Source organism: Streptomyces nymphaeiformis, from assembly GCF_014203895.1.
GTDB lineage: Bacteria > Actinomycetota > Actinomycetes > Streptomycetales > Streptomycetaceae > Streptomyces > Streptomyces nymphaeiformis.
In genome coordinates, this window is sequence record NZ_JACHJY010000004.1 from 471,405 (window position 1) to 496,848 (window position 25,444).

20 protein-coding genes are annotated in these 25,444 nt (G+C 69.8%); 11 read left to right on the forward strand and 9 right to left on the reverse strand.

From position 1 onward, the window contains the following. Positions 1 to 118: 118 nt before the first annotated feature. Both murJ and GGE06_RS16320 read right to left on the reverse strand, forming a co-directional pair. On the reverse strand, positions 119 to 2,362 hold the full coding sequence (murJ, locus tag GGE06_RS16315) for a murein biosynthesis integral membrane protein MurJ (protein ID WP_184931126.1): 2,244 nt from the start codon (positions 2,360 to 2,362) through the stop codon (positions 119 to 121). 43 nt (positions 2,363 to 2,405) lie between these two features. Continuing rightward, positions 2,406 to 4,766 (reverse strand): DUF6049 family protein, encoded by a 2,361-nt coding sequence (locus tag GGE06_RS16320; protein WP_184931127.1) that lies wholly within the window; start codon positions 4,764 to 4,766, stop codon positions 2,406 to 2,408. Positions 4,767 to 4,964: 198 nt separating this feature from the next. On the opposite strand from GGE06_RS16320, the gene GGE06_RS16325 reads away from it, so the two are divergent. Further along, complete coding sequence (locus GGE06_RS16325; protein WP_116159974.1) at positions 4,965 to 6,407, forward strand: CCA tRNA nucleotidyltransferase; 1,443 nt, start codon at positions 4,965 to 4,967, stop codon at positions 6,405 to 6,407. A gap of 87 nt (positions 6,408 to 6,494) precedes the next feature. Here GGE06_RS16325 and GGE06_RS16330 read toward each other — a convergent pair whose 3' ends face one another. The 3 genes from GGE06_RS16330 to GGE06_RS16340 all read right to left on the reverse strand — a co-directional run bounded on the left by GGE06_RS16330 (position 6,495) and on the right by GGE06_RS16340 (position 9,641). Beyond that, complete coding sequence (locus GGE06_RS16330) at positions 6,495 to 7,754, reverse strand: MFS transporter (RefSeq protein WP_184931128.1); 1,260 nt, start codon at positions 7,752 to 7,754, stop codon at positions 6,495 to 6,497. Between the two features lie 75 nt (positions 7,755 to 7,829). After that, the gene (locus GGE06_RS16335; RefSeq protein WP_116159972.1) at positions 7,830 to 8,912 is read right to left on the reverse strand and encodes an inositol-3-phosphate synthase; all 1,083 of its coding nucleotides are present in this window, start codon (positions 8,910 to 8,912) and stop codon (positions 7,830 to 7,832) included. 48 nt (positions 8,913 to 8,960) lie between these two features. Beyond that, positions 8,961 to 9,641, reverse strand: coding sequence for a PadR family transcriptional regulator (locus GGE06_RS16340; RefSeq protein ID WP_184931129.1), 681 nt, complete (start codon positions 9,639 to 9,641; stop codon positions 8,961 to 8,963). A gap of 374 nt (positions 9,642 to 10,015) precedes the next feature. Here GGE06_RS16340 and GGE06_RS16345 point away from each other — a divergent pair, with 374 nt between their 5' ends. Together GGE06_RS16345 and GGE06_RS16350 are read left to right on the forward strand one after the other, a co-directional pair. Then, complete coding sequence (locus tag GGE06_RS16345; RefSeq protein ID WP_184931130.1) at positions 10,016 to 12,769, forward strand: transglycosylase domain-containing protein; 2,754 nt, start codon at positions 10,016 to 10,018, stop codon at positions 12,767 to 12,769. A 126-nt stretch (positions 12,770 to 12,895) separates the two neighbouring features. Then, on the forward strand, positions 12,896 to 14,401 hold the full coding sequence (locus GGE06_RS16350) for a glycosyltransferase family 87 protein (RefSeq protein WP_116159969.1): 1,506 nt from the start codon (positions 12,896 to 12,898) through the stop codon (positions 14,399 to 14,401). A 60-nt stretch (positions 14,402 to 14,461) separates the two neighbouring features. Here the strand turns inward: GGE06_RS16350 and GGE06_RS16355 are convergent, their stop codons facing one another. The 3 genes from GGE06_RS16355 to GGE06_RS16365 all read right to left on the reverse strand — a co-directional run bounded on the left by GGE06_RS16355 (position 14,462) and on the right by GGE06_RS16365 (position 17,137). Further along, positions 14,462 to 15,493: an alanine racemase gene (locus tag GGE06_RS16355; RefSeq protein WP_184931131.1), complete on the reverse strand. Its 1,032-nt coding sequence runs from the start codon at positions 15,491 to 15,493 to the stop codon at positions 14,462 to 14,464. 92 nt (positions 15,494 to 15,585) lie between these two features. Further along, on the reverse strand, positions 15,586 to 16,704 hold the full coding sequence (locus tag GGE06_RS16360; protein ID WP_086823884.1) for a lipid II:glycine glycyltransferase FemX: 1,119 nt from the start codon (positions 16,702 to 16,704) through the stop codon (positions 15,586 to 15,588). Between the two features lie 118 nt (positions 16,705 to 16,822). Further along, positions 16,823 to 17,137, reverse strand: coding sequence for a hypothetical protein (locus tag GGE06_RS16365; protein ID WP_116159967.1), 315 nt, complete (start codon positions 17,135 to 17,137; stop codon positions 16,823 to 16,825). A gap of 283 nt (positions 17,138 to 17,420) precedes the next feature. Between GGE06_RS16365 and rpsF the strand changes: the two genes are divergently transcribed. The 4 genes from rpsF to rplI all read left to right on the forward strand — a co-directional run bounded on the left by rpsF (position 17,421) and on the right by rplI (position 19,137). After that, positions 17,421 to 17,711, forward strand: coding sequence for a 30S ribosomal protein S6 (rpsF, locus tag GGE06_RS16370; RefSeq protein WP_007383258.1), 291 nt, complete (start codon positions 17,421 to 17,423; stop codon positions 17,709 to 17,711). A 75-nt stretch (positions 17,712 to 17,786) separates the two neighbouring features. Then, positions 17,787 to 18,377 (forward strand): single-stranded DNA-binding protein, encoded by a 591-nt coding sequence (locus GGE06_RS16375; RefSeq protein ID WP_184931132.1) that lies wholly within the window; start codon positions 17,787 to 17,789, stop codon positions 18,375 to 18,377. Positions 18,378 to 18,435: 58 nt separating this feature from the next. After that, positions 18,436 to 18,672: a 30S ribosomal protein S18 gene (rpsR, locus tag GGE06_RS16380; RefSeq protein ID WP_005315025.1), complete on the forward strand. Its 237-nt coding sequence runs from the start codon at positions 18,436 to 18,438 to the stop codon at positions 18,670 to 18,672. Between the two features lie 18 nt (positions 18,673 to 18,690). Further along, positions 18,691 to 19,137, forward strand: coding sequence for a 50S ribosomal protein L9 (gene rplI / locus GGE06_RS16385; protein ID WP_053640001.1), 447 nt, complete (start codon positions 18,691 to 18,693; stop codon positions 19,135 to 19,137). Between the two features lie 106 nt (positions 19,138 to 19,243). Here rplI and GGE06_RS16390 read toward each other — a convergent pair whose 3' ends face one another. After that, on the reverse strand, positions 19,244 to 20,593 hold the full coding sequence (locus GGE06_RS16390) for an MATE family efflux transporter (protein ID WP_184931133.1): 1,350 nt from the start codon (positions 20,591 to 20,593) through the stop codon (positions 19,244 to 19,246). A 425-nt stretch (positions 20,594 to 21,018) separates the two neighbouring features. Here GGE06_RS16390 and dnaB point away from each other — a divergent pair, with 425 nt between their 5' ends. The 4 genes from dnaB to GGE06_RS16410 all read left to right on the forward strand — a co-directional run bounded on the left by dnaB (position 21,019) and on the right by GGE06_RS16410 (position 25,433). Then, a complete protein-coding gene (gene dnaB / locus GGE06_RS16395) occupies positions 21,019 to 22,500 on the forward strand; it encodes a replicative DNA helicase (protein WP_116159964.1) in 1,482 nt (493 codons plus the stop codon). 64 nt (positions 22,501 to 22,564) lie between these two features. Then, positions 22,565 to 23,158: a TetR/AcrR family transcriptional regulator gene (locus tag GGE06_RS16400; RefSeq protein WP_184931134.1), complete on the forward strand. Its 594-nt coding sequence runs from the start codon at positions 22,565 to 22,567 to the stop codon at positions 23,156 to 23,158. Further along, positions 23,155 to 23,991, forward strand: coding sequence for an alpha/beta fold hydrolase (locus GGE06_RS16405; RefSeq protein ID WP_116159962.1), 837 nt, complete (start codon positions 23,155 to 23,157; stop codon positions 23,989 to 23,991). Before GGE06_RS16400 ends, GGE06_RS16405 begins: the two co-directional genes overlap by 4 nt. A 59-nt stretch (positions 23,992 to 24,050) precedes the next feature. Then, positions 24,051 to 25,433 (forward strand): serine hydrolase domain-containing protein, encoded by a 1,383-nt coding sequence (locus GGE06_RS16410; protein ID WP_116159961.1) that lies wholly within the window; start codon positions 24,051 to 24,053, stop codon positions 25,431 to 25,433. Positions 25,434 to 25,444 lie beyond the last annotated feature (11 nt).

Here is a 25,444-nt window from a genome sequence, read left to right on the forward strand (position 1 = left end):
CGTCGTTCCTGCCTCCCCATCCGTTGCGCCACATCCAACAGCCAAGCCAATTGTGCCCACAGTCCGGCGCTATGCACGACACACGGCCCCCGCCGATGGTTGTGCGGCACCGCCCGGTTCAGCGTCCCAGGCGTCCGCGGACCATACCGACCAGGGTGTTCAGCTCCGCGATCCGCATGCGCTTCGCCGCGACGAAGAAGACGCCGAGGAGCGCCGCCCCGCCGACCAGGAGGGCGACGAGCGAGCCGAGGGCGCCCTCGCCGAGCAGCTTCAACAGGCCGAAACCGACGACGCCGGCGACGATCGCGGCGGGCACGGAGGCCATGCAGAGCCGCGCGTAGGTCCGCAGCACATGGGTGCCGTCCAGGTCGCCGCCCAGACGCTTGCTGAGCCGGCGCCAGGCGATGCCGACGCCGACGGCGTAGGCGAGGCCGTACGAGGCGGCCATGCCGACGACCGCCCACTGGGCGGGCAGGACGACGTAACAGATCGCCGAGGCGGCCGCGTTGACGGCGGCGACGATCACCGTGTTGTAGAACGGCGTCCGGGTGTCCTCGTAGGCGTAGAAGCCGCGGAGCACGACGTACTGGACGGAGTACGGGATCAGGCCGAGGCCGAAGGCCATCAGGATGAAGCCCATGCCCTGGGCGGCCTCGATGCCGCTGGAGGCGTAGAGCAGGGTGCACATCGGGACGCCGAGCGCCAGGAAGGCGAAGGCGACCGGGACGATCGCGACGGCCGAGTTCCGCAGGCCCTGCGAGATGTCGTCCCGGACGGCGCCGGGGTCGTCGTCGTGGGCGGCGCGGGAGATCCGCGGCAGCAGCGCGGCCATGACGGAGACCGTGATGATGGCCTGCGGCATGCCCCAGATCAGCTGGGCGTTGGAGTAGGCGAGGAAGCCGGCACCGTTCTTCCCGGACTCCTCACCGGCGGCGGTGGCGAGCTGGGTGACGACCAGGACGCCCGCCTGGTTGGCGAGGACGAAGAGCACGGTCCACTTGGCCAGCTTGACCGTCTTGCCGAGCCCGTGGCCCTTCCAGTCGAAGCGGGGACGGAAGCGGAAGCCCGTCTCGCGCAGGTACGGGATCATCGCGAGCGCCTGGACCACGAGGCCGAGCAGGGTGCCGATGCCGAGCAGGCGGATGCCCTCGTCCGGGATGGTCTGCACGCCCATGTGGGACTCGGCGGAGGTGCCGTAGACCCAGATGAACAGGCCGAAGGTGACGATCATGACGATGTTGTTGAGGACCGGGGTCCACATCATCGCGCCGAACTTGCCGCGGGCGTTGAGGATCTGGCCCATCACCACGTGCACGCCCATGAAGAAGATCGTGGGCAGGCAGTAGCGGGCGAAGGTCACGGCCACGCTGTTGGCCGCGGCGTCGTCGGCGATGGTGTTCGACATCAGCCGGATCAGCAGCGGCGCCGCGAAGACGGCCAGGGCCACGATGAGGCCGAGCGCCACCATGACGAGGGTGAGCAGGCGGTTGGCGTAGGCCTCGCCGCCGTCCTCGTCGTTCTTCATCGAGCGGACGAGCTGGGGGACGAACACCGAGTTGAGGCCGCCGCCGACGGTGAGGATGTAGATCATCGTCGGCAGGGTGTAGGCGATCGTGAAGGTGTCACCGAGCAGGGCCGCGCCCAGCGCGCCGGTGATCACCAGGCTGCGGACGAAGCCGGTCAGCCGGGACACCAGGGTGCCGGCCGCCATCACCGCGCTCGACTTGAGCAGCCCGGAGGCACGGCCGGACTTCTTCGGGGCGGGCGCGGGCAGCGGGTCCGGCTCCGGGGCGGGCTGGGGCACCTGGCCGGGCGCCTGCTGGTCCCGGTAGAGGTGCGCGAACGCGTCCGGCTCGGGCGTCTCCTCGCCGGCCCGGGTCACCAGGTCGTCGACCCCGGTGAACTGGACCGTGCGCGCGTCGTCGCCGTACGGCAGGTGGCGCGAGGGGCCGTCCGGCTCGGGCGCCGGGGTCTGTGCCCACACCCGGGGGTCGGGGGCGTGCTGCGGCGCGGCGGGCTGCTGGTAGAGCGCGTGCGGGTCCTGGTAGGTGCCGGGCGGGGGCGGCGGGTGCGCGGCGCGGTCGTACAGCGCCTCGGTCACCGGGTCCTGCGCGGCCATGTCCTGCGCCTGGTACGGGTCGTGGGCGTAGGCGTCCTGGACGTACGGGTCCTGGGCATACGGGTTCTGCGCGTAGGGGTCCTGCCCCTGCGCGTAGGGGTCCTGTCCCTGCGGGGCAGAGGCGCCCTGGTGCGGGGGCGGCACCGGCGGGTGGCCGGCACCGGGAGGCGTCACGGGCGTCCCACCGGACGGCGCCGGGCCGCCCGCGCCCTGGCCGCGGTCACCGTCGTACGGCGCGTTCATCTGCCCCACCTCATCGTCCCCGGCCGACCGGCCACGACATCGCTCAACGGTCCACTTTCTCACCCGGGCCCGACGGGTCGTTGCTTTCGGGCCCGGTGTCCGGTGTCGGGTCACTCGGCTGCCCGGGTTCGTCCCCGTGTGCCTCCTGCTCGCCGGACCCGTCCGGGCCGGGCTCGGAAGCGGCCTCGTCCTCGGCGTTCTCCGCCGCCTCGGCCGCCTCGGCCTCGGCGTTCCGGGCGGCCACCCGCTTGCGCTGGCTGTACATGCGCACACCGGCGAGGACGAGCAGGAGCACACCGCCGGCGATCACGAGCATCACCGTGGGAGTGATCTCGGAGACCTTCACGGTGAAGTTCATCGGCTGCCCGTACGGGGTGCCGTCCTGGGTGTAGAGCTGGGCCGTCATCGGCACCTGGCCGTTGACGTTCGCCGAGGCGGTGAACTTCACCGACTGGCTGTGTCCGCCGCCGACCTTCACCGGGAGCTCCTGATACCCGTCGCCGTCCAGCTCGAGCCGGTTCTTGTTGGCGGAGGTGAGGCGCAGCACCAGATGGTCCACGTCCTGGAGCAGCTTGTTCTGGACGGTCACGGGGATCGTCGCGCTGCGGCCGGAGAGCGTGAGGTCCGACTTGTCGACGAGCTGGACGCCCTTGGTGAGGGTCTGGAGGTAGTCCAGAACGCCGTTCCGGTAGATCGCGGCGGCCCGGGCCTCACCGCGCCAGGAGGTCGACATCTCGCGGTCGATCGCGTTGCCGAACGGCGTCACGACGCGTTCCGGCTGGGTCAGGATGACCTTGAAGTCGTCCAGCTCGTCCCGGGTGGTCTTCATGTCGCGGAAGGCCTGGACCGGAAGCTCGCGGTCGCGCAGCTTCTTCGGGTAGCGGGAGCTGCTCGGCACCGTGGTGGAGGCGTCCGGGTCCGGCTTGGCGGCGGCGGCCGCGAGGAGGTCGCTCGGCTGGGTCCAGCGCCGCCCGGAGAGGCCCTCCAGGGCGGTCGCCATGGCCTGGGCCTGGGCCGCGGTCGGCATCCGCTGCGGGGCGACCACGATGCTCCGCTGGTCCTCCGGCTGCTCCAGGGTGACCGCGAGGGACTGGGCCAGGAACTCCTGGACCGCGAGCGTGGAGTTCTCCGCGCGGACCATGTCCCCTTCGAAGGCGGTGGACAGGAGCGCGTCGCTCACCACGGCCGTGGTGCTGCCGTTGCCGAGGGGGCGGGCGGCCGTGGCGGTGTACGGGAGGTCGTCGCGGACGCTGTCGCTGCGGGCGATCACCTTGTCGGCGCCGGCCGAGGTGGCGACCGCCGCGATGGCGGGGTCCACGGCTCCGTCGACGGGCCAGGCGAAGTCGGTGGACGCCTGCACGTGGAGGACGGTCTCGACCGTCATGCCGGCCAGGGAGGTCGCCGACTGGAGGTGTCCGAGGGAGCCGGGGACGTCCTTGCCCCGGTGGGCGAGCGAGGCCAGGTCGGGGTCGGCGAAGGGCAGGGCGACGACCTTGTGCCCCTGGACCGCCTTCTCCAGCGAGTCCAGCCACCGCTCGGCGAGAGCCTGGTTCCTGCCGGGGACGTCCCGGTCGCCGTCCTTGACGCGGTAGCCGTTCGCCATGGCGTCGACGGAGGCCAGCAGGTCCGGGTCGACCACCCAGGTGACCGGAAGGTCCTTGCCCAGCGAGACCAGCTGGTCCAGGCGCCCGCCCGGACGCAGCTCGTCCGCGAGGTCGTCGTCCTGGAAGACCGGGGTCTGCTGGTCGTCCGTGGCCGTCTGCGCGGAGACGTGCGCCGAGGAGATCAGCGGCCAGAGGTAGGCGAGCTGGGTCTTCTTCTCGGCGGCCTCGGGCTGGTACGGCAGGAAGGTCCGCTCGATGCCGAGCACCCGGTCGTACTGCCGGTCGGAGGTCTGCCCGGTGAGGGAGACGCCCAGCTGGTAGACGCCCTCCTCGTCGAGGCCGAGCTCGGAGACGGGGACGGACAGCGAGAAGTCGCTGCTGAGGCCGGCGCCGAGCCGGGGGATCTTGACGGTGGGGGCGCCGTCGAGGGGAGCGGGGTCGCTGTCGTTCCGGAAGCCGGTGCGCCCCGTGACCTGGTCGATCTCGCTGCGGCTCGTCATCCTCGGTCCGACGCGCAGGTTCACGGTCGCGTCGGTGACGGTCTTCTTGCCGCGGTTGGTCACCGTGCCGGTGATCGTGACGGTGTCGCCCTCGACGGGAGTGCTCGGGGCCAGCGTGTCGAGTGACACATCGACCGTCCTGGAGCCGCCGGCGTCCTCGGCGGTCGCGGGAGCGGCGGCGACCGGGCCGTGGAGCAGGCCTGCGAGGAGCGGCGCCCCGAAGGCGACGGTGATCGTGCGCCGCAGCCATCGGCGGGCAGGTGAGGGACTGGTTCCCTGGATGTCTGCCGCCTCGGCCACGCGTTCGCCCGTCCTCGTCGTTGTCTGTGGTGCCAGTGGTATCGGTGGTTCCCGGTTGCTGTGTCCAGGCATGGTAACGAGGCACGCCGGGGGCAAGTGCCGGGGACTGCTCCAGGCGATCTTCGACCGCTGCCCGCCGGGCGTCCGGGCGGAAATCGAGGACGCCGTGGTGAGCCGGGGCACGTACCCTTTTCTGTTGTGCCGAACGCCAACGAAGACACCCCGACTGCACTGAGCCAGGTGCAACGCCGCGCGGTCAGCGAACTGCTGCGTGTGTCCCCTGTCGCCGACGACCTCGCCCGCCGTTTCCAGGAGGCCGGGTTCAGCCTCGCGCTGGTCGGCGGCTCGGTGCGGGACGCGTTGCTCGGCCGGCTCGGCAACGACCTGGACTTCACCACCGACGCCCGCCCCGAGGACGTACTGAAGATCGTCCGCCCGTGGGCCGACGCGGTGTGGGAGGTCGGCATCGCCTTCGGCACCGTCGGCTCTCAGAAGGACGGCTACCAGATCGAGGTCACCACGTACCGCTCCGAGGCGTACGACCGGACCTCCCGGAAGCCCGAGGTCTCCTACGGCGACTCCATCGACGAGGACCTCGTCCGGCGTGACTTCACCGTCAACGCCATGGCCGTGGCCCTCCCCGAGAAGGAGTTCATCGACCCGTACGGCGGCCTTGAGGACCTGTCCGCCCGGGTCCTGCGCACGCCGGGTACGCCGGAGGAGTCCTTCTCCGACGACCCCCTGCGCATGATGCGGGCCGCGCGGTTCGCCGCACAGCTGGACTTCGAGGTCGCCCCCGAGGTCGTGACGGCCATGAAGGAGATGTCGGGCCGGATCGAGATCGTCTCCGCCGAGCGCGTCCGCGAGGAGTTCAACAAGCTGCTGCTCTCGGCGAACCCCCGCAAGGGCCTCGGGCTCCTCGTGGACACGGGTCTCGCCGAGCACGTGCTGCCCGAGCTTCCGGCCCTGCGTCTGGAGAGCGACGAGCACCACCGGCACAAGGACGTCTACGAGCACTCCCTGACCGTCCTCGAGCAGGCGATCGACCTGGAGGAGGACGGGCCCGATCTGGTGCTGCGGCTGGCGGCCCTGCTCCACGACATCGGCAAGCCGCGCACCCGCCGCTTCGAGAAGGACGGCCGGGTCTCCTTCCACCACCACGAGGTGGTCGGCGCGAAGATGACCAAGAAGCGCATGACCGCGCTGAAGTACTCCAACGAGATGATCAAGGACGTCTCGCGTCTCGTGGAGCTGCACCTGCGCTTCCACGGCTACGGAAGCGGCGAGTGGACCGACTCGGCGGTGCGTCGTTACGTCCGCGACGGAGGGCCGCTGCTCTCGCGCCTGCACAAGCTGACCCGCTCGGACTGCACCACGCGTAACAAGCGCAAGGCGGCAGCGCTCTCCCGGACCTACGACGGTCTCGAGGCGCGGATCGCCCAGCTCCAGGAGCAGGAGGAGCTGGACTCGATCCGTCCCGACCTCGACGGCAACCAGATCCAGGAGATCCTGGGCATCGGGCCCGGGCCGGCCATCGGGCAGGCGTACAAGTTCCTGCTCGAGCTGCGGCTGGAGAACGGCCCGATGGAGCACGACCAGGCCGTCGCCGCGCTCAAGGAGTGGTGGGCAGCGCGCGACTGAGCCGGGACGGCGCCCGGAAGGGCCGATGTTTCACGTGAAACACGGTCCCGACCGACTCGCGGACGGGGTGGTGTTTCACGTGAAACATCACCCCGTCCGGCGTTCCCGGCGCAGGGCCACGGCGAGCGCCGCGTAGATCAGGGCCACCAGCACGACCAGAAGGGGCGACCGGCCGTCGGGCGGCAGCATCAGGGCCGCCACCCCCGCCGCACCCACGAAGGCGACGTTGAACAGCACGTCGTAGAGCGAGAAGACCCTGCCCCGGTAGGAGTCGTCCACGGTCGTCTGGACCACCGTGTCCGTCGCGATCTTGGCCCCCTGGGTGATGAGCCCGAGGGCGAATGCCGCGACGAGGAAGGGGGGCGGGGTGAAGGGCAGGCAGAGTGCCGGCACGAGGACGGCCGCCGCGGTCGCGCACAGGGCCATCCAGCCGAAGGGTCCGAACCGCCCGATCGCCCAGGGGGAGACGACGGCGGCGGCGAAGAAACCGGCGCCCGACGCGGCGACGGCGATCCCGAGCAGACCGAGGCCCTCGGAGTCCGTGGAGCTCCACGCGTACCGGGCGAGCATGAGCACGGTGACGAGCAGGGCGCCGTAGCAGAAGCGCATGAGGGCCACCACGGTGAGCGCCCGGGCGGCGGGGCGCCGCTCGCCGAGGTGCCGCAGTCCCGCGACGAGGCCCTGGGCCGTCGACTTCAGGGCCGAGGCGAGGGGCTGCGGTGCGATGTCGGCATCGGGGCCGAGGAGTTCCCGGGACATCCGCAGCGAGGCGAGGGCGGCGCAGAGATAGAGGACGGCGCCGAAGGCCACGACGGCCGCGTCGGAGTTGTCGGCGAGGAGTCGGACACCGAACGCGAGACCGCCGCCGACGGTCGCGGCGAGGGTGCCGGCGGTGGGTGAGAGGGAGTTGGCGATGACGAGCCGCTCCTCGTCGACGACGCGCGGCAGGGAGGCCGACAGCCCTGCCAGGACGAAGCGGTTGACAGCGGTGACGGAGAGGGCGGAGGCGTAGAAGAGCCAGTCCGGTACGGAGGCGAGGACGAGCGCGGCGGTCCCGCAGGCGAGGAGGGCGCGCAGGAGGTTCCCGTACAGGAAGACCTGGCGGCGCTGCCAGCGGTCGAGGAGTACTCCGGCGAAGGGCCCGACGAGTGAGTACGGGAGCAGGAGCACCGCCATGGCGGAGGCGATCGCGCCGGGCGAGGTCTGTTTCTCGGGGGAGAAGACGACGTACGTGGCCAGGGCCACCTGGTAGACGCCGTCGGCGCACTGGGAGAGCAGCCGGACGGCGAGCAGGCGGCGGAAGTTCCGCAGGCGCAGGAGTACGCGCAGATCACGTACGACGGACATGGCAGCAAGACTCACATACGAAGAGGGCCCCCGGGCAGTGCCTCGGGGACCCTCGATCGACAAGCGTGACGAGCTTTAGCGCTCGACCTCACCCTTGATGAACTTCTCGACGTTGGCCAGGGCCTCGTCGTCGAAGTACTGCACCGGCGGGGACTTCATGAAGTAGGAGGACGCGGAGAGGATCGGGCCGCCGATGCCGCGGTCCTTGGCGATCTTCGCGGCGCGCAGGGCGTCGATGATGACACCCGCCGAGTTCGGGGAGTCCCAGACCTCGAGCTTGTACTCCAGGTTCAGCGGGACGTCGCCGAAGGCACGGCCCTCGAGGCGGACGTACGCCCACTTGCGGTCGTCCAGCCAGGCCACGTAGTCCGAGGGGCCGATGTGGACGTTCTTCTCGCCCAGCTCGCGGTCCGGGATCTGCGAGGTGACGGCCTGGGTCTTGGAGATCTTCTTGGACTCCAGGCGGTCGCGCTCCAGCATGTTCTTGAAGTCCATGTTGCCGCCGACGTTGAGCTGCATGGTGCGCTCAAGACGGACACCGCGGTCCTCGAACAGCTTCGCCATCACGCGGTGCGTGATGGTCGCGCCGACCTGCGACTTGATGTCGTCGCCGACGATCGGGACACCGGCCTCGGTGAACTTGTCAGCCCACTCCTTGGTGCCGGCGATGAAGACCGGGAGGGCGTTGACGAAGGCGACCTTGGCGTCGATGGCGCACTGGGCGTAGAACTTCGCCGCGTCCTCGGAACCGACGGGCAGGTAGCAGACGAGGACGTCGACCTGGCGGTCCTTGAGGATCTGGACGACGTCGACGGGCTCCTCGGCGGACTCCTCGATGGTCAGGCGGTAGTACTTGCCGAGACCGTCGAGCGTGTGACCGCGCTGGACCGTGACGCCCTTGTTCGGGACGTCGCAGATCTTGATGGTGTTGTTCTCGCTGGCGCCGATGGCGTCGGAGAGGTCGAGGCCGACCTTCTTCGCGTCGACGTCGAAGGCGGCGACGAACTCGACGTCACCGACGTGGTACTCGCCGAACTGGACGTGCATCAGGCCGGGGACCTTGGCCGCCGGGTCGGCGTCCTTGTAGTACTCGACGCCCTGCACCAGCGAGGCGGCGCAGTTGCCCACGCCGACGATGGCTACGCGAACCGAACCCATTCCGGTTGCTCCCTGTGTGATCGTGGAAGCCCTGCTGTGCGCAGGGTTTCACTTGGCGGTGTCGTCGGACGGATCCGGCCGGGTACTGCCCCCGTGCCGGGGCAGGCCGCCCGTCTCTCCAGAATCGTTGTCGTGCTGAGCGGGGGCGTCGGGGCCGGATCGCTGATCCCGCCCTGCCCGCTCGCTCTCGATGAGCTCGTTCAGCCAGCGCACTTCGCGCTCCACGGACTCCATACCGTGGCGCTGCAGCTCAAGCGTGTAGTCGTCCAGGCGCTCTCGGGTCCGGACCAGGGAGGCGCGCATCTTCTCCAGGCGCTCCTCCAGCCGACTGCGGCGGCCCTCGAGCACGCGCATCCGCACCTCGCGCTCGGTCTGACCGAAGAAGGCGAAGCGCGCCGCGAAGTGCTCGTCCTCCCAGGCGTCGGGGCCGGTGTGGGAGAGGAGCTCCTCGAAGTGCTCCTTACCTGCCGGGGTCAACCGGTAGACGATCTTGGCCCGGCGTCCTGCGAGTGAAGCGGCGAGGGCCTCCTCGGGGGCGCTGCCCGGCTCCTCGATCAACCAGCCGTTGGCGACCAGCGTCTTGAGGCAGGGATACAGCGTTCCGTAGCTGAAGGCCCGGAAGACGCCCAGCGAGGTGTTGAGGCGCTTCCGCAGCTCGTACCCGTGCATGGGGGCCTCGCGCAGCAGGCCGAGAACGGCGAACTCGAGGATGCCGGAGCGTCTGCTCATCCGTCGCCTCCTCCTCCGCCGCCTTCGGGGCCCTTATGCCGCACTGATGTATCGACTCGATACATCAGCACGATAGAACGGCCTCCCTGTCTCGACAAGTGGACCCACCGTGACCGGCGTCACATCGTCAATTCACAGCGATCGACTTGCCTGATTTGGGGTGAACTCCGGCTCTAGGGGGGATTTGGCCGTGCGTAGTCTGTGCGGCATGCAGACCACCGGGAACCGAGCGATGCCCTGGGGCGTCAGTGCTGCGGGTGACCGGCTGCGCTACGGGGGGATCTCCGATGGGGTTCCCGCGTGCGCATTTCGGGGGGACCGGAACTCAACTGCCGCTTCCAGGCGTACGCGCCTGCCCGAGGAGTAGTCGTTCGATGAGCGAGCATCGTCGCAAAATGCCGCCGCAGCAGCCGCCGACGGGCGGTCGCGCGGCGGCACGGCGCGCTGCCCAGCAGCCGATGGGCCGCAGGTCGGCCCCGGCCCATGACGTCGGTACGGAGGCCCCTTCGGCCTCGTACGGACCTCCCTCCTCCTATGGAGAGGAGCAGCGTCCCTACGGAGGGCGCGCCGAGGCACGGCGGGCCGCCCAGCGCGGCAGCCGCCGCCGGGGTGCCGATTCCGGCCCCGGCGGCCCCGGCGGTCCCGGTGGGGGACGGCGCGGTGGCGGCGGTGGCGGCGGTGGTCGCGGCAGCGGCCCCGGGCGGGGCTCCGGCGGTCGCCAGCCGGGCAAGAAGCGGCTGATCGACTACCCGCGCCACAACAAGTACGGCTGGCGTCGCTGGATGCCGTCGTGGAAGCTCGTGACGGGCACGTTCCTGTTCTTCGTCGCGAGCCTGATGGGTGCTGCGACGATCGCGTACTCGCGGGTGGAGATCCCCAAGGAGGCCGACACCGCGAAGTCGCAGAACAACATCTACTACTGGGCCGACGGCTCCCGCATGGTCGCGACGGGCAGTGGCACCAACCGTCAGATCGTCCCGTTCGCCGAGATCCCGAAGTCGATGCAGAACGCCGTGATCTCGGCGGAGAACAAGACCTTCTGGGAAGACTCCGGCGTCGACCCCATGGGCATCGCCCGCGCCGTGTGGAACATGGCCAAGGGTGGCGAGACCCAGGGTGGTTCGACGATCACCCAGCAGTACGTGAAGAACAACCGCCTTGACGACCAGTCGCAGACCATCACCCGGAAGGTGAAGGAACTCTTCATCTCCATGAAGGTGGGCAACGACGTCGGCAAGGACCAGATCATGGCCGGCTACCTGAACACCTCGTACTACGGGCGTGGTGCGTACGGCATCCAGGCGGCGGCCCGCGCCTACTTCAACAAGGACGTCGGCAAGCTCAACGCCAGCGAGTCGGCGCTGCTCGCCGCGGTGCTGAAGGGTGCGACGTACTACGACCCCGCCGGCTACCCCGAGATCGACCCCAGGGCCACGCGCGAAGCGAACACCAAGCGTGCCACCGAGCGGTGGAAGTGGATCCTCGACGAGATGCAGAAGGACGGGCACATCTCGGCCGAGGAGCGGGCGAAGTACACCACCTTCCCCAAGGTCCAGCCGCCCCGGAAGAGCGCCAACCTGAGCGGTCAGATCGGCTACCTGGTCTCCACCGCCAACGTGAACATGCAGAACCAGTTCGGGATCACCGAACAGCAGCTGCAGCGCGGCGGCTACGAGATCTACACCACCTTCGAGAAGGAGAAGGTGGACAAGATGGCGGCCGTGATCAGCAAGAAGATCAAGGACAACATCGACCCGAAGAAGCGCCCGAAGACGGACACGCACGTTCAGTTCGGCGGCGCTTCGGTCGACACGGCGACCGGGAAGATCGTCGCTCTCTACGGTGGCGTCGACGCCACCAAGCACTTCCGGAGCAACGCGGACAGCACCGGTGCCCAGGTCGGTTCGACGTTCAAGCCCTTCGTGCTCGCGGCCGCGATGAAGGACGGCGTCCGGGACAAGAACAGTGGGCCGGTCCAGGATGCCTCCGAGCGCACGATCGTCGACCCGGACAAGAGCCTCTACAACGGCAAGGACGACCTGACGATCCGTAAGTACAACGGGGACATCTGGCTCGACGACAAGGGCAACGAGTGGAAGCAGAGCAACGATGAGGACGCCAGCTACGGCCCCATCTCGCTGCGCTACGCCATGATGAAGTCGGCCAACTCCCCGTACGTGCAGCTCGGCATGGACGTCGGCATCGACAAGGTCCGTGACGCGGCCGAGAGGGCCGGCCTCCGTGAGGAGTCCCTGGTCAAGGGTGAGTTCCCCTCCTTCTCCCTCGGTGTCTCCAGCCCGAGCGCCATTCGCATGGCCGGCGCGTACGCCACCTTCGCCAACGAGGGCGAGCAGAACGACCCGTACTCCGTCGAGACGGTCAAGCGCAGCGGCGTCGTCATCAACAAGCACGAGGCCAAGCCCAAGACGGCCTTCAGCCCGGCCATCGCCAACAACGTCACCGACGTGCTGCGGTCCGTCGTGGACGACGACCGGGGTACCGGTCGCAAGGCGCGCATCCCGGGCCGCGCGGTGGCCGGCAAGACCGGTACGACCGACGACAACATGTCGGCCTGGTTCGTCGGCTACACGAAGCAGCTGGCGACCGCGATCGACATGTACCGCTTCGACGACGACGAGACGAAGCAGGGTCGCAAGTTCGAGAAGATGTACGGCACGGGTGACCAGCCGACGATCCACGGTTCGTCGTTCCCCTCGCAGATCTGGAGGGAGTACATGACGGATGCCGTGAAGGACATGCCGGTCGTGGACTTCCCCAAGCCGGAGAAGCTGGAAGGCGCCAAGCCCGTCTACGGCGGCGGTGCTCCGAGCCCGACGCCGACCCCGACGGCCACCGAGACGCCCACCGAGTCGGCGACCCCGACGACGACTCCCCCGGCGACCCCGACGACGACTCCCCCCGGGAAGCCGACGAGGACGCCGAAGCCCGGCAAGACGACCTGTGACATCTGGGACTGGAACTGCAACAACACGGGCGGCACGGGTGGCAACACCGGGCAGCCCACGACCACACCGCCCACCACCGAGCCGACGCCGACCGACTCGCCGACGGACAGCTCCAGTGGCGGCGGAGGAGGGAACGGCAAACCGGGCGGGACCTTCCCCTGATCCGCTCCCTCCTGAGGGAGAACCGGGCACGTCCTGAGGGCCGCCGCGTCCGCTCCGTACCTTCCGTACGGAACGGCCGCGGCGGCCCTCGCCGTTTTCCCGGATCCGTACGGCAGGATGTCCCCCATGCCGAGCCTCCAGAAGTCGAGCGCGCCGCGGGACCGCTCGCAGACGGTCATCCCCACCCACCGGGACAAGGTGGCCGCAGCGGGCAGCGAGCTGATCGGCGGCCCCTACGGGCGCCGGGCGGCGGCCTCCACCGGGCAGCTGACGCCGGTGCGGGTGATCGCGCTCGTGGCCATCGGCATGTTCGCCCTCGGCATGGTGCAGAAGCTGCCCTGCTACAACTGGGCCTGGTTCCGGGGCACGACCTCCCAGTACACCCACGCCTGCTACTCGGACATCCCGCACCTGTTCGCCGGGCGGGGCTTCGCGGAGGGCCTGATCCCGTACTTCGACCGGCTGGGCGGCGACATACCGTTCCTCGAGTACCCCGTCCTGACCGGGCTCTTCATGGAGGTCGCGGCCTGGCTGACGCCCGGCGGGGGCGAGCTGAACCAGCAGGAGCAGGCGTACTGGCTGGTCAACGCGGGTCTGCTGATGGTGTGCGCGGCCGTCCTGGCGGTCTGTGTGGCCCGGACGCACCGCACGCGCCCCTGGGACGGTCTGCTGGTCGCCCTCGCGCCCTCGGTCGCGCTCACCGCCACGATCAACTGGGACATACTGGCCGTCGCGCTGACGGCCGCCGCCGTCCTGATGTGGTCGCGGAGCCGGCCGCTGGCCTTCGGGATCCTGCTCGGCCTGGCCACCGCGGCCAAGTTCTACCCGATACTGCTCCTCTGCCCGTTGCTGCTGCTCTGTTGGCGGGCCGGGAAGTGGCGGGCGTACGGGACCGCGGTGCTCGGCTTCGTGTGCTCCTGGCTGGTCGTGAACCTGCCCGTGATGCTGCTCGCGCCGGAGGGGTGGAAGCAGTTCTACCTCTTCAGCCGGGACCGGAACGTCGACTTCGGTTCGATCTGGCTGCTCGTGACCCAGCGGACGGGTGACGCGATCACGCCGGGCCGGGCCAACCTGTACGCGCTGCTGCTGATGGCGGTGGCGGTCGCGGGGCTCGCGTACCTGGCGTTCACCGCGCCGCGCAGGCCGCGTTTCGTCCAGCTGGCCTTCCTGGTCGTCGCCGCGTTCGTGCTGACGAACAAGGTCTACTCGCCGCAGTACGTCCTGTGGCTGGTCCCGCTGGCCGCGCTCGCCCGGCCGCGCTGGCGCGACTTCCTGGTCTGGCAGGCCTGCGAGGTCATGTACTTCGTCGGCATCTGGATGTACCTCGCCTACACGACCAGCAGCAACAAGCAGGGCCTCCCGGTCGACGGCTACCAGTTCGCGATCGTCCTGCACCTGCTCGGCACGCTGTACCTGTGCGCGATGGTCGTACGCGACATCCTGGCGCCCGAGAAGGACCCGGTCCGGCAGGACGGCGCGGACGACCCCTCGGGCGGCGTCCTGGACGGCGCGGAGGACGTCGTCGTGGCGGGCAGGGCGGCCCGTCCGGCCCGGCACGCCGCCCCGGCCGTGGAGGAGGGGCAGCGGGTGCGCTGGGGCACCGCCGACGACCCCTGGGGAGCACCCGAGTAGGCACAGCGAATCGCCCCCGTGAGCACAGCTCACGGGGGCGATTCGCTGAGGCCGGTCGGCTCAGCGCTCGACGAGGCGGTCGAACTGCGTCGTGGTGTGGCGCAGATGCGCCACGAGCTCGTCGCCGACCCGGGGCTCCTGGGCGTCGGCCGGCACGAACAGGATCGACACCTGCATGTGCGGCGGCTCGGCGAACCAGCGCTGCTTCCCGGCCCAGACGAAGGGCGAGAGGTTCCGGTTGACGGTGGCGAGGCCCGCACGGGCGACGCCCTTGGCGCGCGGCATGACGCCGTGCATCGCCTTCGGGGCCTCGAGGCCCACGCCGTGGGAGGTGCCGCCGGCGACGACGACCAGCCAGCCGTCCGACGCGGCCTTCTGCTGGCGGTAGCCGAACCGGTCGCCCTTGGCGACCCGGGTCACGTCGAGGACGGCGCCCCGGTACTCCGTGGCCTCGTGGTCGCCCAGCCACAGCCGGGTGCCGATCCGGGCGCGGAAGCGGGTCTGCGGGAACTGCTGCTGGAGCCGGGCCTGCTCCTCGGCCCGCAGGTGGCTCACGAACATGGTGTGCAGCGGCAGCCGGGCGGCCCGCAGCCGGTCCATCCAGGCGATGACCTCCTCGACCGCGTCCGTGCCGTCCGGACGGTCGAGCGGCAGGTGCAGGGCGAAGCCCTCCAGGCGGACGTCCTCGATGGCGGCGTGGAGCTGCTGGAGCTCCTCCTCGCGCACGCCGTGCCGCTTCATCGAGCTCATGCACTCGATCACGACCCGGGCGCCCACCAGGGCGTGGACGCCGTCCACGGACGACACGGAACGGATCACCCGGTCGGGCAGCGGAACAGGTTCCTCGCCCCGGCGGAAGGGGGTGAGGACCAGCAGGTCGCCACCGAACCAGTCCTTGATCTTCGCGGCTTCGTACGTGGTGCCCACGGCGAGCATGTCGGCGCCGAACCGGGCCGCCTCGTCGGCGAGCCGCTCGTGTCCGAAGCCGTAGCCGTTGCCCTTGCACACCGGAATGAGACCGGGGAACTGGTCGATGACGGTCTTCTGGTGCGCCCGCCAGCGAGCGGTGTCGACGTAGAGGGAGAGCGCCATGGCCGGCCCGGAACCTTTCTGGTGGCAGAGGTGGATCAAAGGTGTGTACGACTACGAAGCCTACGGATAGGACGACGAAGCCTACGGAAGGGTCAGCGGCGCGACATGTAGATGTCGAGCGCCTTGTGCAGCAGCTTGTTCAGCGGGAAGTCCCACTCGCCGACGTACTCGACGGCCTCGCCGCCCGTGCCCACCTTGAACTGGATGAGGCCGAAGAGGTGGTCGGTCTCGTCGAGCGAGTCGGAGATGCCCCGGAGGTCGTAGACGGTCGCGCCCATGGCGTACGCGTCGCGCAGCATCCGCCACTGCATCGCGTTCGAGGGCCGGACCTCGCGGCCGATGTTGTCGGAGGCGCCGTAGGAGTACCAGACGTGCCCGCCGACGACGAGCATGGTCGCGGCGGAGAGGTTCACCCCGTTGTGGCGGGCGAAGTAGAGCCGCATGCGGTTGGGGTCCTCGTTGTTGAGGACGGTCCACATGCGCTGGAAGTACGAGAGCGGGCGCGGCCGGAAGTGGTCGCGGACGGCCGTGATCTCGTACAGCCGCTGCCATTCGGCCAGGTCCTCGTAGCCGCCCTGGACGACCTCGACGCCGGCCTTCTCGGCCTTCTTGATGTTGCGGCGCCACAGCTGGTTGAAGCCCTTGAGGACGTCGTCGAGCGAGCGGTTCGCGAGCGGGACCTGGAAGACGTAGCGGGGCTGCACGTCGCCGAAGCCGGCGCCGCCGTCCTCGCCCTGCTGCCAGCCCATCTTCCGCAGCCGGTCCGCGACTTCGAAGGCGCGCGGCTCGATGTGGGTGGCCTCGACGTCCTTGAGGCGCTTGACGTCCGGGTCCTGGATGCCGGCCTTGATGGCGGTCGAGTCCCAGCGGCGGATGACCACCGGCGGGCCCATCTTCACCGAGAAGGCGCCCTGGTGCTTGAGGTGCGCCAGCATCGGCTGCAGCCAGTCGTCGAGGTTGGGCGCGTACCAGTTGATGACCGGGCCCTCGGGCAGGTAGGCCAGGTAGCGCTTGATCTTCGGGAGCTGGCGGTAGAGCACCAGACCGGCGCCGACGAGCTCGCCGGACTTGTCGAACCAGCCGAGGTTCTCCGAACGCCACTCGGTCTTCACGTCAGCCCACGCCGGGACCTGGCAGTGGCTCGCCGCGGGCTGGCTCTGGATGAATGCCAGATGCTGCTCACGGCTGATGGTCCTCAGGGTCAGGCTCATGCGGGGCGCTCCTCGGCAGGTGTGTCCCCATCGGTCAGGGGCTCCGGCTCTCGCGCCGAAGCCTACTGTGACCTTGGAGCGCCCCGAATGGGTGTGTGTGCCCGACGTGCCGCCGGGCTCAGCTGATGACGCCGCCGAAGAGGCCGCCGTGGGCCATCCCGAGGTAGAAGCCGAACGCCGAGGCGCCGAGCCCGAGGATCAGCAGGAAGCGCTCGCGGGTCGTCACCGAGATGAACTGCCCGTACGCGCCGGTCAGGATGCCGATCAGGCCCGTCCAGGAACTCAGCAGGTGCAGGTTGTAGAACTGCGCGGTGGTGAACGAGATGATCCCCATCACCAGCGTGACAGCCATCAGGGTGTCCTGGAGCGGGTGGGGTTTGCCGTCGGTCGCGAACAGGGAGTGGCCGGGGTCGGGTCGCATTGCCTGTGCCATGAGGCACCTCCTGGCGTGGCTGCGGGAAGGCGGCGCATCGTAGCGCCGCCGACATCCGTTGTGTACAGATTGCGTCCCCTTCCCGGAGAATTTCAACCGCAAGCCGATGTGCGGGTACTCTGTACAGCTGCGCCGGTGTCTGCCCAGGTCCCTCCGGGATCCCCGACAGCGCTCCTCGCTCGCGAGGGGACTGTCAGTGGCGGTGGATACCGTCGTTCACGCATCACGACCCTCCTGCCACGGAACGACCGTGGCCGCTGAGTCCAAAGGAGGTGGGTTCCACATGCGTCACTACGAGGTGATGGTCATCCTCGACCCCGATCTGGAGGAGCGCGCTGTCGCCCCCCTGATCGAGAACTTCCTCTCCGTCGTCCGTGAGGGCAACGGAAAGGTCGAGAAGGTCGACACCTGGGGCCGTCGTCGTCTCTCGTACGAGATCAAGAAGAAGCCCGAGGGCATCTACTCGGTCATCGACCTGCAGGCCGAGCCTGCGGTCGTCAAGGAGCTCGACCGCCAGCTCAACCTGAACGAGTCGGTCCTCCGGACCAAGGTCCTCCGTCCCGAGACCCACTGAGCTTTCTAGCTCAGAGGTCATCGGGTTCGAGTAGCAGCAAAGCAGCCAGAAGCAAACCCGCCGAGAGGTTCCCCCATGGCAGGCGAGACCGTCATCACGGTCGTCGGCAATCTTGTCGACGACCCCGAGCTGCGCTTCACCCCGTCCGGTGCGGCGGTCGCGAAGTTCCGTATCGCGTCCACCCCCCGCACCTTCGACCGTCAGACCAATGAGTGGAAGGACGGCGAGAGCCTGTTCCTGACCTGCTCGGTCTGGCGTCAGGCGGCGGAGAACGTCGCGGAATCGCTCCAGCGAGGCATGCGCGTCGTCGTGCAGGGCCGGCTGAAGCAGCGGTCCTACGAGGACCGTGAGGGCGTCAAGCGCACGGTCTACGAGCTGGACGTCGAGGAAGTCGGCCCCAGCCTCAAGAACGCCACGGCCAAGGTCACCAAGACCACCGGTCGCGGCGGCCAGGGTGGATACGGCGGCGGCGGCCAGCAGGGCGGCGGCGGTGGCGGCTGGGGTGGAAACTCCGGCGGCGGTGGCCAGCAGGGTGGCGGCGGTGCTCCCGCCGACGACCCGTGGGCGACCGGCGGCCCCTCCGGCGGCGGCCAGCAGGGCGGCGGCGGTGGCGGCTGGGGTGGAAACTCCAGCGGCGGCGGCTACTCGGACGAGCCCCCCTTCTAGGGCACGCGCCCTCGAAGCAGCTCGTACCCACACTTCTTGATCACACAGGAGAAACACCATGGCGAAGCCGCCTGTGCGCAAGCCTAAGAAGAAGGTCTGCGCTTTCTGCAAGGACAAGACCGCGTACGTGGACTACAAGGACACGAACATGCTGCGGAAGTTCATTTCCGACCGCGGCAAGATCCGTGCCCGCCGCGTGACCGGCAACTGCACGCAGCACCAGCGTGACGTCGCCACGGCCGTCAAGAACAGCCGTGAGATGGCGCTGCTGCCCTACACGTCCACCGCGCGATAAGGAAAGGGTGACCGACTAATGAAGATCATCCTGACCCACGAGGTGTCCGGCCTCGGTGCCGCTGGCGACGTCGTCGACGTCAAGGACGGCTACGCTCGCAACTACCTGGTCCCGCGCGGTTTCGCGATCCGCTGGACCAAGGGTGGCGAGAAGGACGTGGCGCAGATCCGCCGCGCCCGCAAGATCCACGAGATCGCGACCATCGAGCAGGCCAACGAGATCAAGGCTCAGCTCGAGGGCACGAAGGTCCGTCTGGCCGTCCGCTCCGGCGACGCCGGCCGTCTCTTCGGCTCCGTGACCCCGGCCGACATCGCCTCGGCGATCAAGACCGCGGGTGGCCCCGACGTCGACAAGCGTCGCGTCGAGCTCGGTTCGCCGATCAAGACCCTGGGCTCGCACCAGGTCTCCGTGCGTCTGCACCCCGAGGTTGCCGCGAAGCTCGGCGTCGAGGTCGTCGCCGCGTAACGCTGCCCTTGGCAGTCTGCGCTCAGCAGTGAGGAAGGGCCGTACCCCTCGGGGTGCGGCCCTTCCGCTGTTCCTTCCCGCTGTTTCACGTGAAACGGGCGGTATCTCAGCGCGTGGCGCCCGTGACGATCCAGCGGCCGGAGCGCATGCGGAACCAGAGGGTTCCCATCCGGACCGTCATCATCAGGGTCATCGCCCACCAGAGCGCCGTCAGCCCGCCGCCCAGCGTCGGGACCAGGAGCGCCACCGGGGCGAAGACGACGAGCGTGAGCAGCATCGCCCAGGCCAGATAGGGGCCGTCCCCCGCGCCCATCAGGACCCCGTCGAGGACGAAGACCACGCCGGAGATCGGCTGGGAGACCGCCACCACGAGCAGGGCCGGCAGCAGGGTGTCCTGCACGGAGGCGTCGCTGGTGAAGAGCGGGATGAACAGGGGCCGGGCGGCGATGAGCAGCGCGCCGAGCACCACCCCGGAGACGACGCCCCACTGGACCATGCGGCGGCAGACCTGTCGTGCCCCGTCGGCGTCGTCCGCCCCGAGGTAGCGGCCGATGATGGCCTGGCCGGCGATGGCGATCGCGTCGAGCGCGAAGGCCATCAGGCTCCACAGGGACAGGATGATCTGGTGGGCGGCGACCTCGGCGTCCCCGAGGTGGGCGGCGACGGCCGTGGCGATCATCAGGACGGCGCGCAGCGAGAGCGTACGGACCAGGAGGGGGACGCCGGCCTGGGCGGAGGCACGTATGCCGGCCGGGTCGGGGCGGAGGGAGGCGCCGTGCCGCCGGGCGCCGCGTACGACCACGACGAGGTAGGAGACGGCCATGCCGTACTGGGCGATGACCGTGCCCCAGGCGGAGCCGGCGATGCCCAGACCGGCGCCGTAGACCAGGCCGGCGTTGAGCGCGCCGTTGGCCGCGAAGCCGGCGATGGCCACGTAGAGCGGTGTACGGGTGTCCTGGAGGCCGCGCAGGACGCCGGTGGCGGCCAGGACCACCAGCATGGCGGGGATCCCGAGGCTGGAGATCCTGAGGTAGGTGACGGCGTACGGGGAGGCGGTGTCCGAGCCCCCGAAGAGGTCGACGACCCAGGGTGCCGTGGGCAGGGTCAGCACGACGACGACGGCGCCGAGGAGGAGCGCGAGCCAGATGCCGTCCATGCCCTGCCGGATGGCGGCCGGGAGGTCGCCCGCGCCCATGCGCCGGGCGACGGCGGCCGTGGTGGCGTAGGCGAGGAAGACGAAGACGCTGACGGCGGTGGAGAGCAGTGCCGCGGCGATCGCGAGGCCCGCGAGCTGAGGTGTGCCGAGGTGGCCGACGATGGCGCTGTCGACCATGAGGAACAGCGGCTCCGCGACGAGGGCGCCGAAGGCCGGCAGGGCGAGGGAGACGATCTCGCGGTCGTGTTGTCGACGGACGGCCTTGGAGGTCACGGGGGCCTGAGTCGTGGGCTCAGTCATGGGCTCAATCTAATCTTCCACAGGTAAGAGATGCAATGTGTTAGTGGTCCTTACTTTCCGCTGGTGCGGGACTTCGGGTGTGGGCCGTTTGTTCTGATCTTGGTCCGGGGGCAGAACTTTTTCTCCCCCACAGCCCGTGGATGGGAAACGTGCAGGTCAGTGGGGTGGGGAGGGGGGTGTTATGAGTTTGTCCACATGGCTGTCCCCCGCTCCGTGCACAGGATCCGGGGAGTTCTCCACAGCATCTGGGCCTTCATCCACAAGGCCTGTGGATAACCAGATTGGCTGACGCCTCCCGCGGGCCTACCGTGGTCCGGCGCCCGACGCGCCAGCAGCGGTCGCGAAGCCACTCGTTGATCAAGGCCGTGGCGTAGGAAAGTAGTGGCACGGCGAGGTCCGCGGAGCGGACGGGAGGAGGTGGCTTGGTGAGCGTTCCCGAGCCCATGGACGACCCCTGGGCCGACAGCGGACCGAGCGACCGGCTGCCCACCCGTACCCGAGGCGAAGGCCGCGGCCGGGGCCGCGGCCGCGACGACCAGCACGAGCGGGGCTCCGAGGGTCCCTGGGACGGCGGCCTCTCCGGCTTCGAGCGCGTCCCCCCGCAGGACCTCGACGCCGAGCAGTCCGTCCTCGGCGGCATGCTGCTCTCCAAGGACGCCATCGCGGACGTCGTGGAGATCATCAAGGGCAACGACTTCTACAAGCCCGCCCACGAGACCGTGTACGCGGCGATCCTCGACCTCTACGCCAAGGGCGAGCCGGCCGACCCGATCACCGTCGGCGCCGAGCTCACCAAGCGCGGCGAGATCACCCGCGTCGGCGGCGCCTCCTACCTCCACACCCTGGTCCAGTCGGTCCCGACCGCGGCCAACGCCTCGTACTACGCGGAGATCGTCCACGAGCGCGCGGTCCTGCGCCGGCTCGTGGAGGCGGGCACCAAGATCACGCAGATGGGCTACGCGGCCGACGGGGACGTCGACGAGATCGTGAACTCGGCCCAGGCCGAGATCTACGCGGTCACCGAGCAGCGCACCACTGAGGACTACCTGCCGCTCGGCGACATCATGGAGGGGGCGCTCGACGAGATCGAGGCGATCGGCTCCCGCAGCGGCGAGATGACCGGTGTGCCCACCGGCTTCACCGACCTCGACTCGCTCACCAACGGCCTGCACCCCGGCCAGATGATCATCATCGCGGCCCGTCCCGCCATGGGTAAGTCGACGCTCGCCCTGGACTTCGCCCGGGCGGCATCCATCAAGCACAACCTGCCCAGCGTCATCTTCTCCCTCGAAATGGGCCGCAACGAGATCGCGATGCGCCTCCTCTCGGCCGAGGCCCGGGTGGCGCTCCACCACATGCGCTCCGGCACGATGACCGACGAGGACTGGACGCGTCTCGCCCGCCGGATGCCGGACGTCTCGCAGGCCCCGCTGTACATCGACGACTCCCCGAACCTGTCGATGATGGAGATCCGCGCGAAGTGCCGCCGGCTCAAGCAGCGCAACGGCCTCAAGCTCGTCATCATCGACTACCTGCAGCTCATGCAGTCGGGCGGTTCCAAGCGGCAGGAGAGCCGTCAGCAAGAGGTCTCCGACATGTCGCGAAACCTGAAGCTCCTCGCCAAGGAGCTGGAACTGCCGGTGATCGCGCTGTCCCAGCTGAACCGTGGTCCCGAGCAGCGCACCGACAAGAAGCCGATGGTCTCCGACCTCCGTGAGTCCGGCTCGATCGAGCAGGACGCCGACATGGTCATCCTGCTGCACCGTGAGGACGCCTACGAGAAGGAGTCCCCGCGCGCGGGCGAGGCGGACATCATCGTGGGCAAGCACCGTAACGGCCCGACGGCCACGATCACCGTGGCCTTCCAGGGCCACTACTCACGCTTCGTGGACATGGCGCAGACCTGATACCTCCTTGTCTTCCTAGGGCCCCTAGGCTAAAACTAGGGACTCTAGGATCTGGGGAGGGTGCATGGCGCGGGCCGGGCTGACGGCGGAGCGGGTGACGATCGCGGGCGCCGAGCTGGCGGACGAGGTCGGGCTCGACCGGGTGACCATGTCGCAGGTGGCGCGCCGGCTGGGCGTGAAGGACGCGAGCCTCTACTCGCACGTCCGCAACCTGGAGGATCTGCGCGGTCGGATCGCGCTGCTCGCGGCGGACGAGAAGACCGTCCTCATCGCCGAGGCGACCGCCGGGCGAGCGGGCAAGGACGCGTTGGTCGCCTTCGCCGACGCCTGGCGGGAGTACGCCCACCGGCATCCGGGCCGCTACACGGCGACGCAGACCCCGATCCAGATCGATCCCGAGCTCGCCGCCAAGGCGCCCGGACCACGGCGCGCGGTCGAGCTGACCTACGGGATGCTGCGCGGCTACGGACTGACCGAACCGGACCTGACCGACGCCGTCCGGCTGCTGCGCAGCACCTTCCACGGATTCGTCGCGCTGGAGGCGGCAGGCGGATTCGGGCACGAGCGTTCGCCGCAACAGTCCTGGACCCGCGCCCTCGACGCCCTGCACGCCCTCCTGGAGCACTGGCCCCCGTCACGAGAAGGAGCTTCCTCATGACCGCCCGGACCACCGGCAGCCTGCGCGTGAACGGTGCGACCCTGCACTACGAAGTGCGCGGCGAAGGCCCGCTCCTGCTGCTGATCCCCGGCGGGACGGGCGGCGCGGCCTCCTTCGACGACATCGCCGACGACCTGGCCTCCGCGTACACCGTCGCGACCTACGACCCGCGCGGCATGTCCCGGAGCACGCTGGACGACCCCGAGGCCGAGCAGCGCGTGGCCGAGCACGCCGACGACGCGTTCCGGATGCTGGAACTGCTGTCGCCGGGTGAGCCCGCCCGGGTGTTCGGCGCCAGCTCGGGCGCGATCGTCGCGGTCCACCTGCTCACCGCCCGTCCCGAACGGGTCGCCCGGGTCGTGGCGCACGAGCCGCCGCTGGTGGAGGTCCTTCCGGACGCTGCCGAACATCGCGCGCTCATCGCGCGCGTGAAGGAGACCTTCCGCACGCAGGGGCTCATGCCGGCGATGACCGTGTTCGCCGAGGGGCTGAAGAAGGACGGCGACGCCCCGGAGCCCAAGGCCGAGATCAAGCTTCCGCCCCAGGCGGCGGCGCGGGCCGAGCAGACGATGGCGAACCTGCCGTACTTCGTCGGGCGGATCGTGCCCGGCTTCATGTCCTACGCGCCGGACCTCCGGCGGCTCGAGGCGCTGTCCGACCGGCTCGTGCTCGCCTGCGGCGAGGACTCGCGCGGCGAGCTGCCCTACCGTCCGGCCGCTTTCCTGGCCGAACGTCTCGGCACGGAACTCCGGCACTTCCCCGGCGGGCACACCGGACTGACCACGCACCCGGCCGAGTTCGGGGAGCACCTGCGGAAGGCCCTCCGCGTCTGAAGCCCCAGGCGCCCCGCAGCGGGGAGGTTCCGCGGCCGGCATGGCGTTGGATGGGTTCCATGACGACATCTTTCGAAGCCTTGCTTCCCGGTACCGAGCGGGCTCTGCTGCACCGCGTCGCGGTCGCCCAGACCGAAGGGCGGACGCCGTCCTTCGTCGGGGCGGTGGTCCGTGACGGCGCGTTGGTCTGGAGCGGCTCGCGCAGCTGTGTGGACGGCCACGCGCCGGACGCCGACACCCAGTTCAGGATCGGCTCCCTCACCAAGGTGTTCACCGCCGTCCTGGTGATGCGGCTCCGGGACGAGGGCCTGCTCGGGCTCGACGACCCGCTGGAGAGGCACCTGAAGGGAACCGGCGCCGGTGAGGTGACGATCGCTCAACTCCTGGGCCACACCGGAGGTCTCGCGGCCGAGACGCCCGGCGCGTGGTGGGAGCGGTCCTCCGCCGAGCTGCGGCCGGAGCTCTCGGACGTCCTGGGGGAGCAGCCCTTCCTTCAGTCGCCGGGGCGTCGGCACCACTACTCCAACCCCGGCTACACGCTGCTCGGTTCACTGGTCGAGGCGGTCCGGGGGATGTCCTGGGAGGAGGCGCTGCGGCGAGAGATCCTGGAGCCGTTGGGGATGAGCCGGACGACGCTCGATCCCGTCGCCCCGCACGCGGGCGGCTGGGCGGTGCATCCCTGGGCCGACGTCATGATGCCCGAGCCGTCCCAGGACCTCGGTCTGATGGCACCGGCCGGTCAACTCTGGTCGACGGCCGCCGACCTCGCCCGGTTCGCCGCCTTCCTCTCGGCGGGGGACGAGCGGGTGCTGGCCACGGCGTCCGTGGAGGAGATGCGCGCCCCGGCCTCCCCCGCCGGGGAAGGCGACTGGGAGGGGGGCTACGGGCTCGGTCTCCAGTTGCTGCGCAAGGACGGCCGCACCCTGATCGGCCACACCGGCTCCCTTCCGGGCTTCGTCGCCTGCCTCTGGGTGAGCGTGGAGGACGGCCTCGCGGGGATCGCCCTCTCCAACGCCACCTCGGGCCCGCTGACGTCGCTCGTGGCCGCCGATCTCGTACGGATCGTGGCGGAGGCGGAGCCGAGGCTCCCGGAGCCGTGGCGGCCCCTTCCCGAGGCCGAGGTCGACGAGGAGCTGCTGTCCCTCACGGGGCCCTGGTACTGGGGGACGTATGCCTACGGGCTCCGGCTCGGTCCCGAGCGGAGCGTGGTGCTGGAACCGCTGCGGGGCGCCGGCCGACGGGCCCGCTTCCGGGCGCTGCCCGAGGGCGGCTGGGTCGGGCTGAACGGCTACTACGCGGGGGAGACGCTCAGGGCGGTGAAGCGTGCCGACGGCAGCGTGAGCCATCTCGACCTCGGCTCGTTCGTCTTCACCCGGGAGCCGTACGCACCGGGCGACGCGGTTCCGGGCGGTGTGGACGAGGCCGGCTGGCGCGGTCTCTGAGCCGTGCGGTG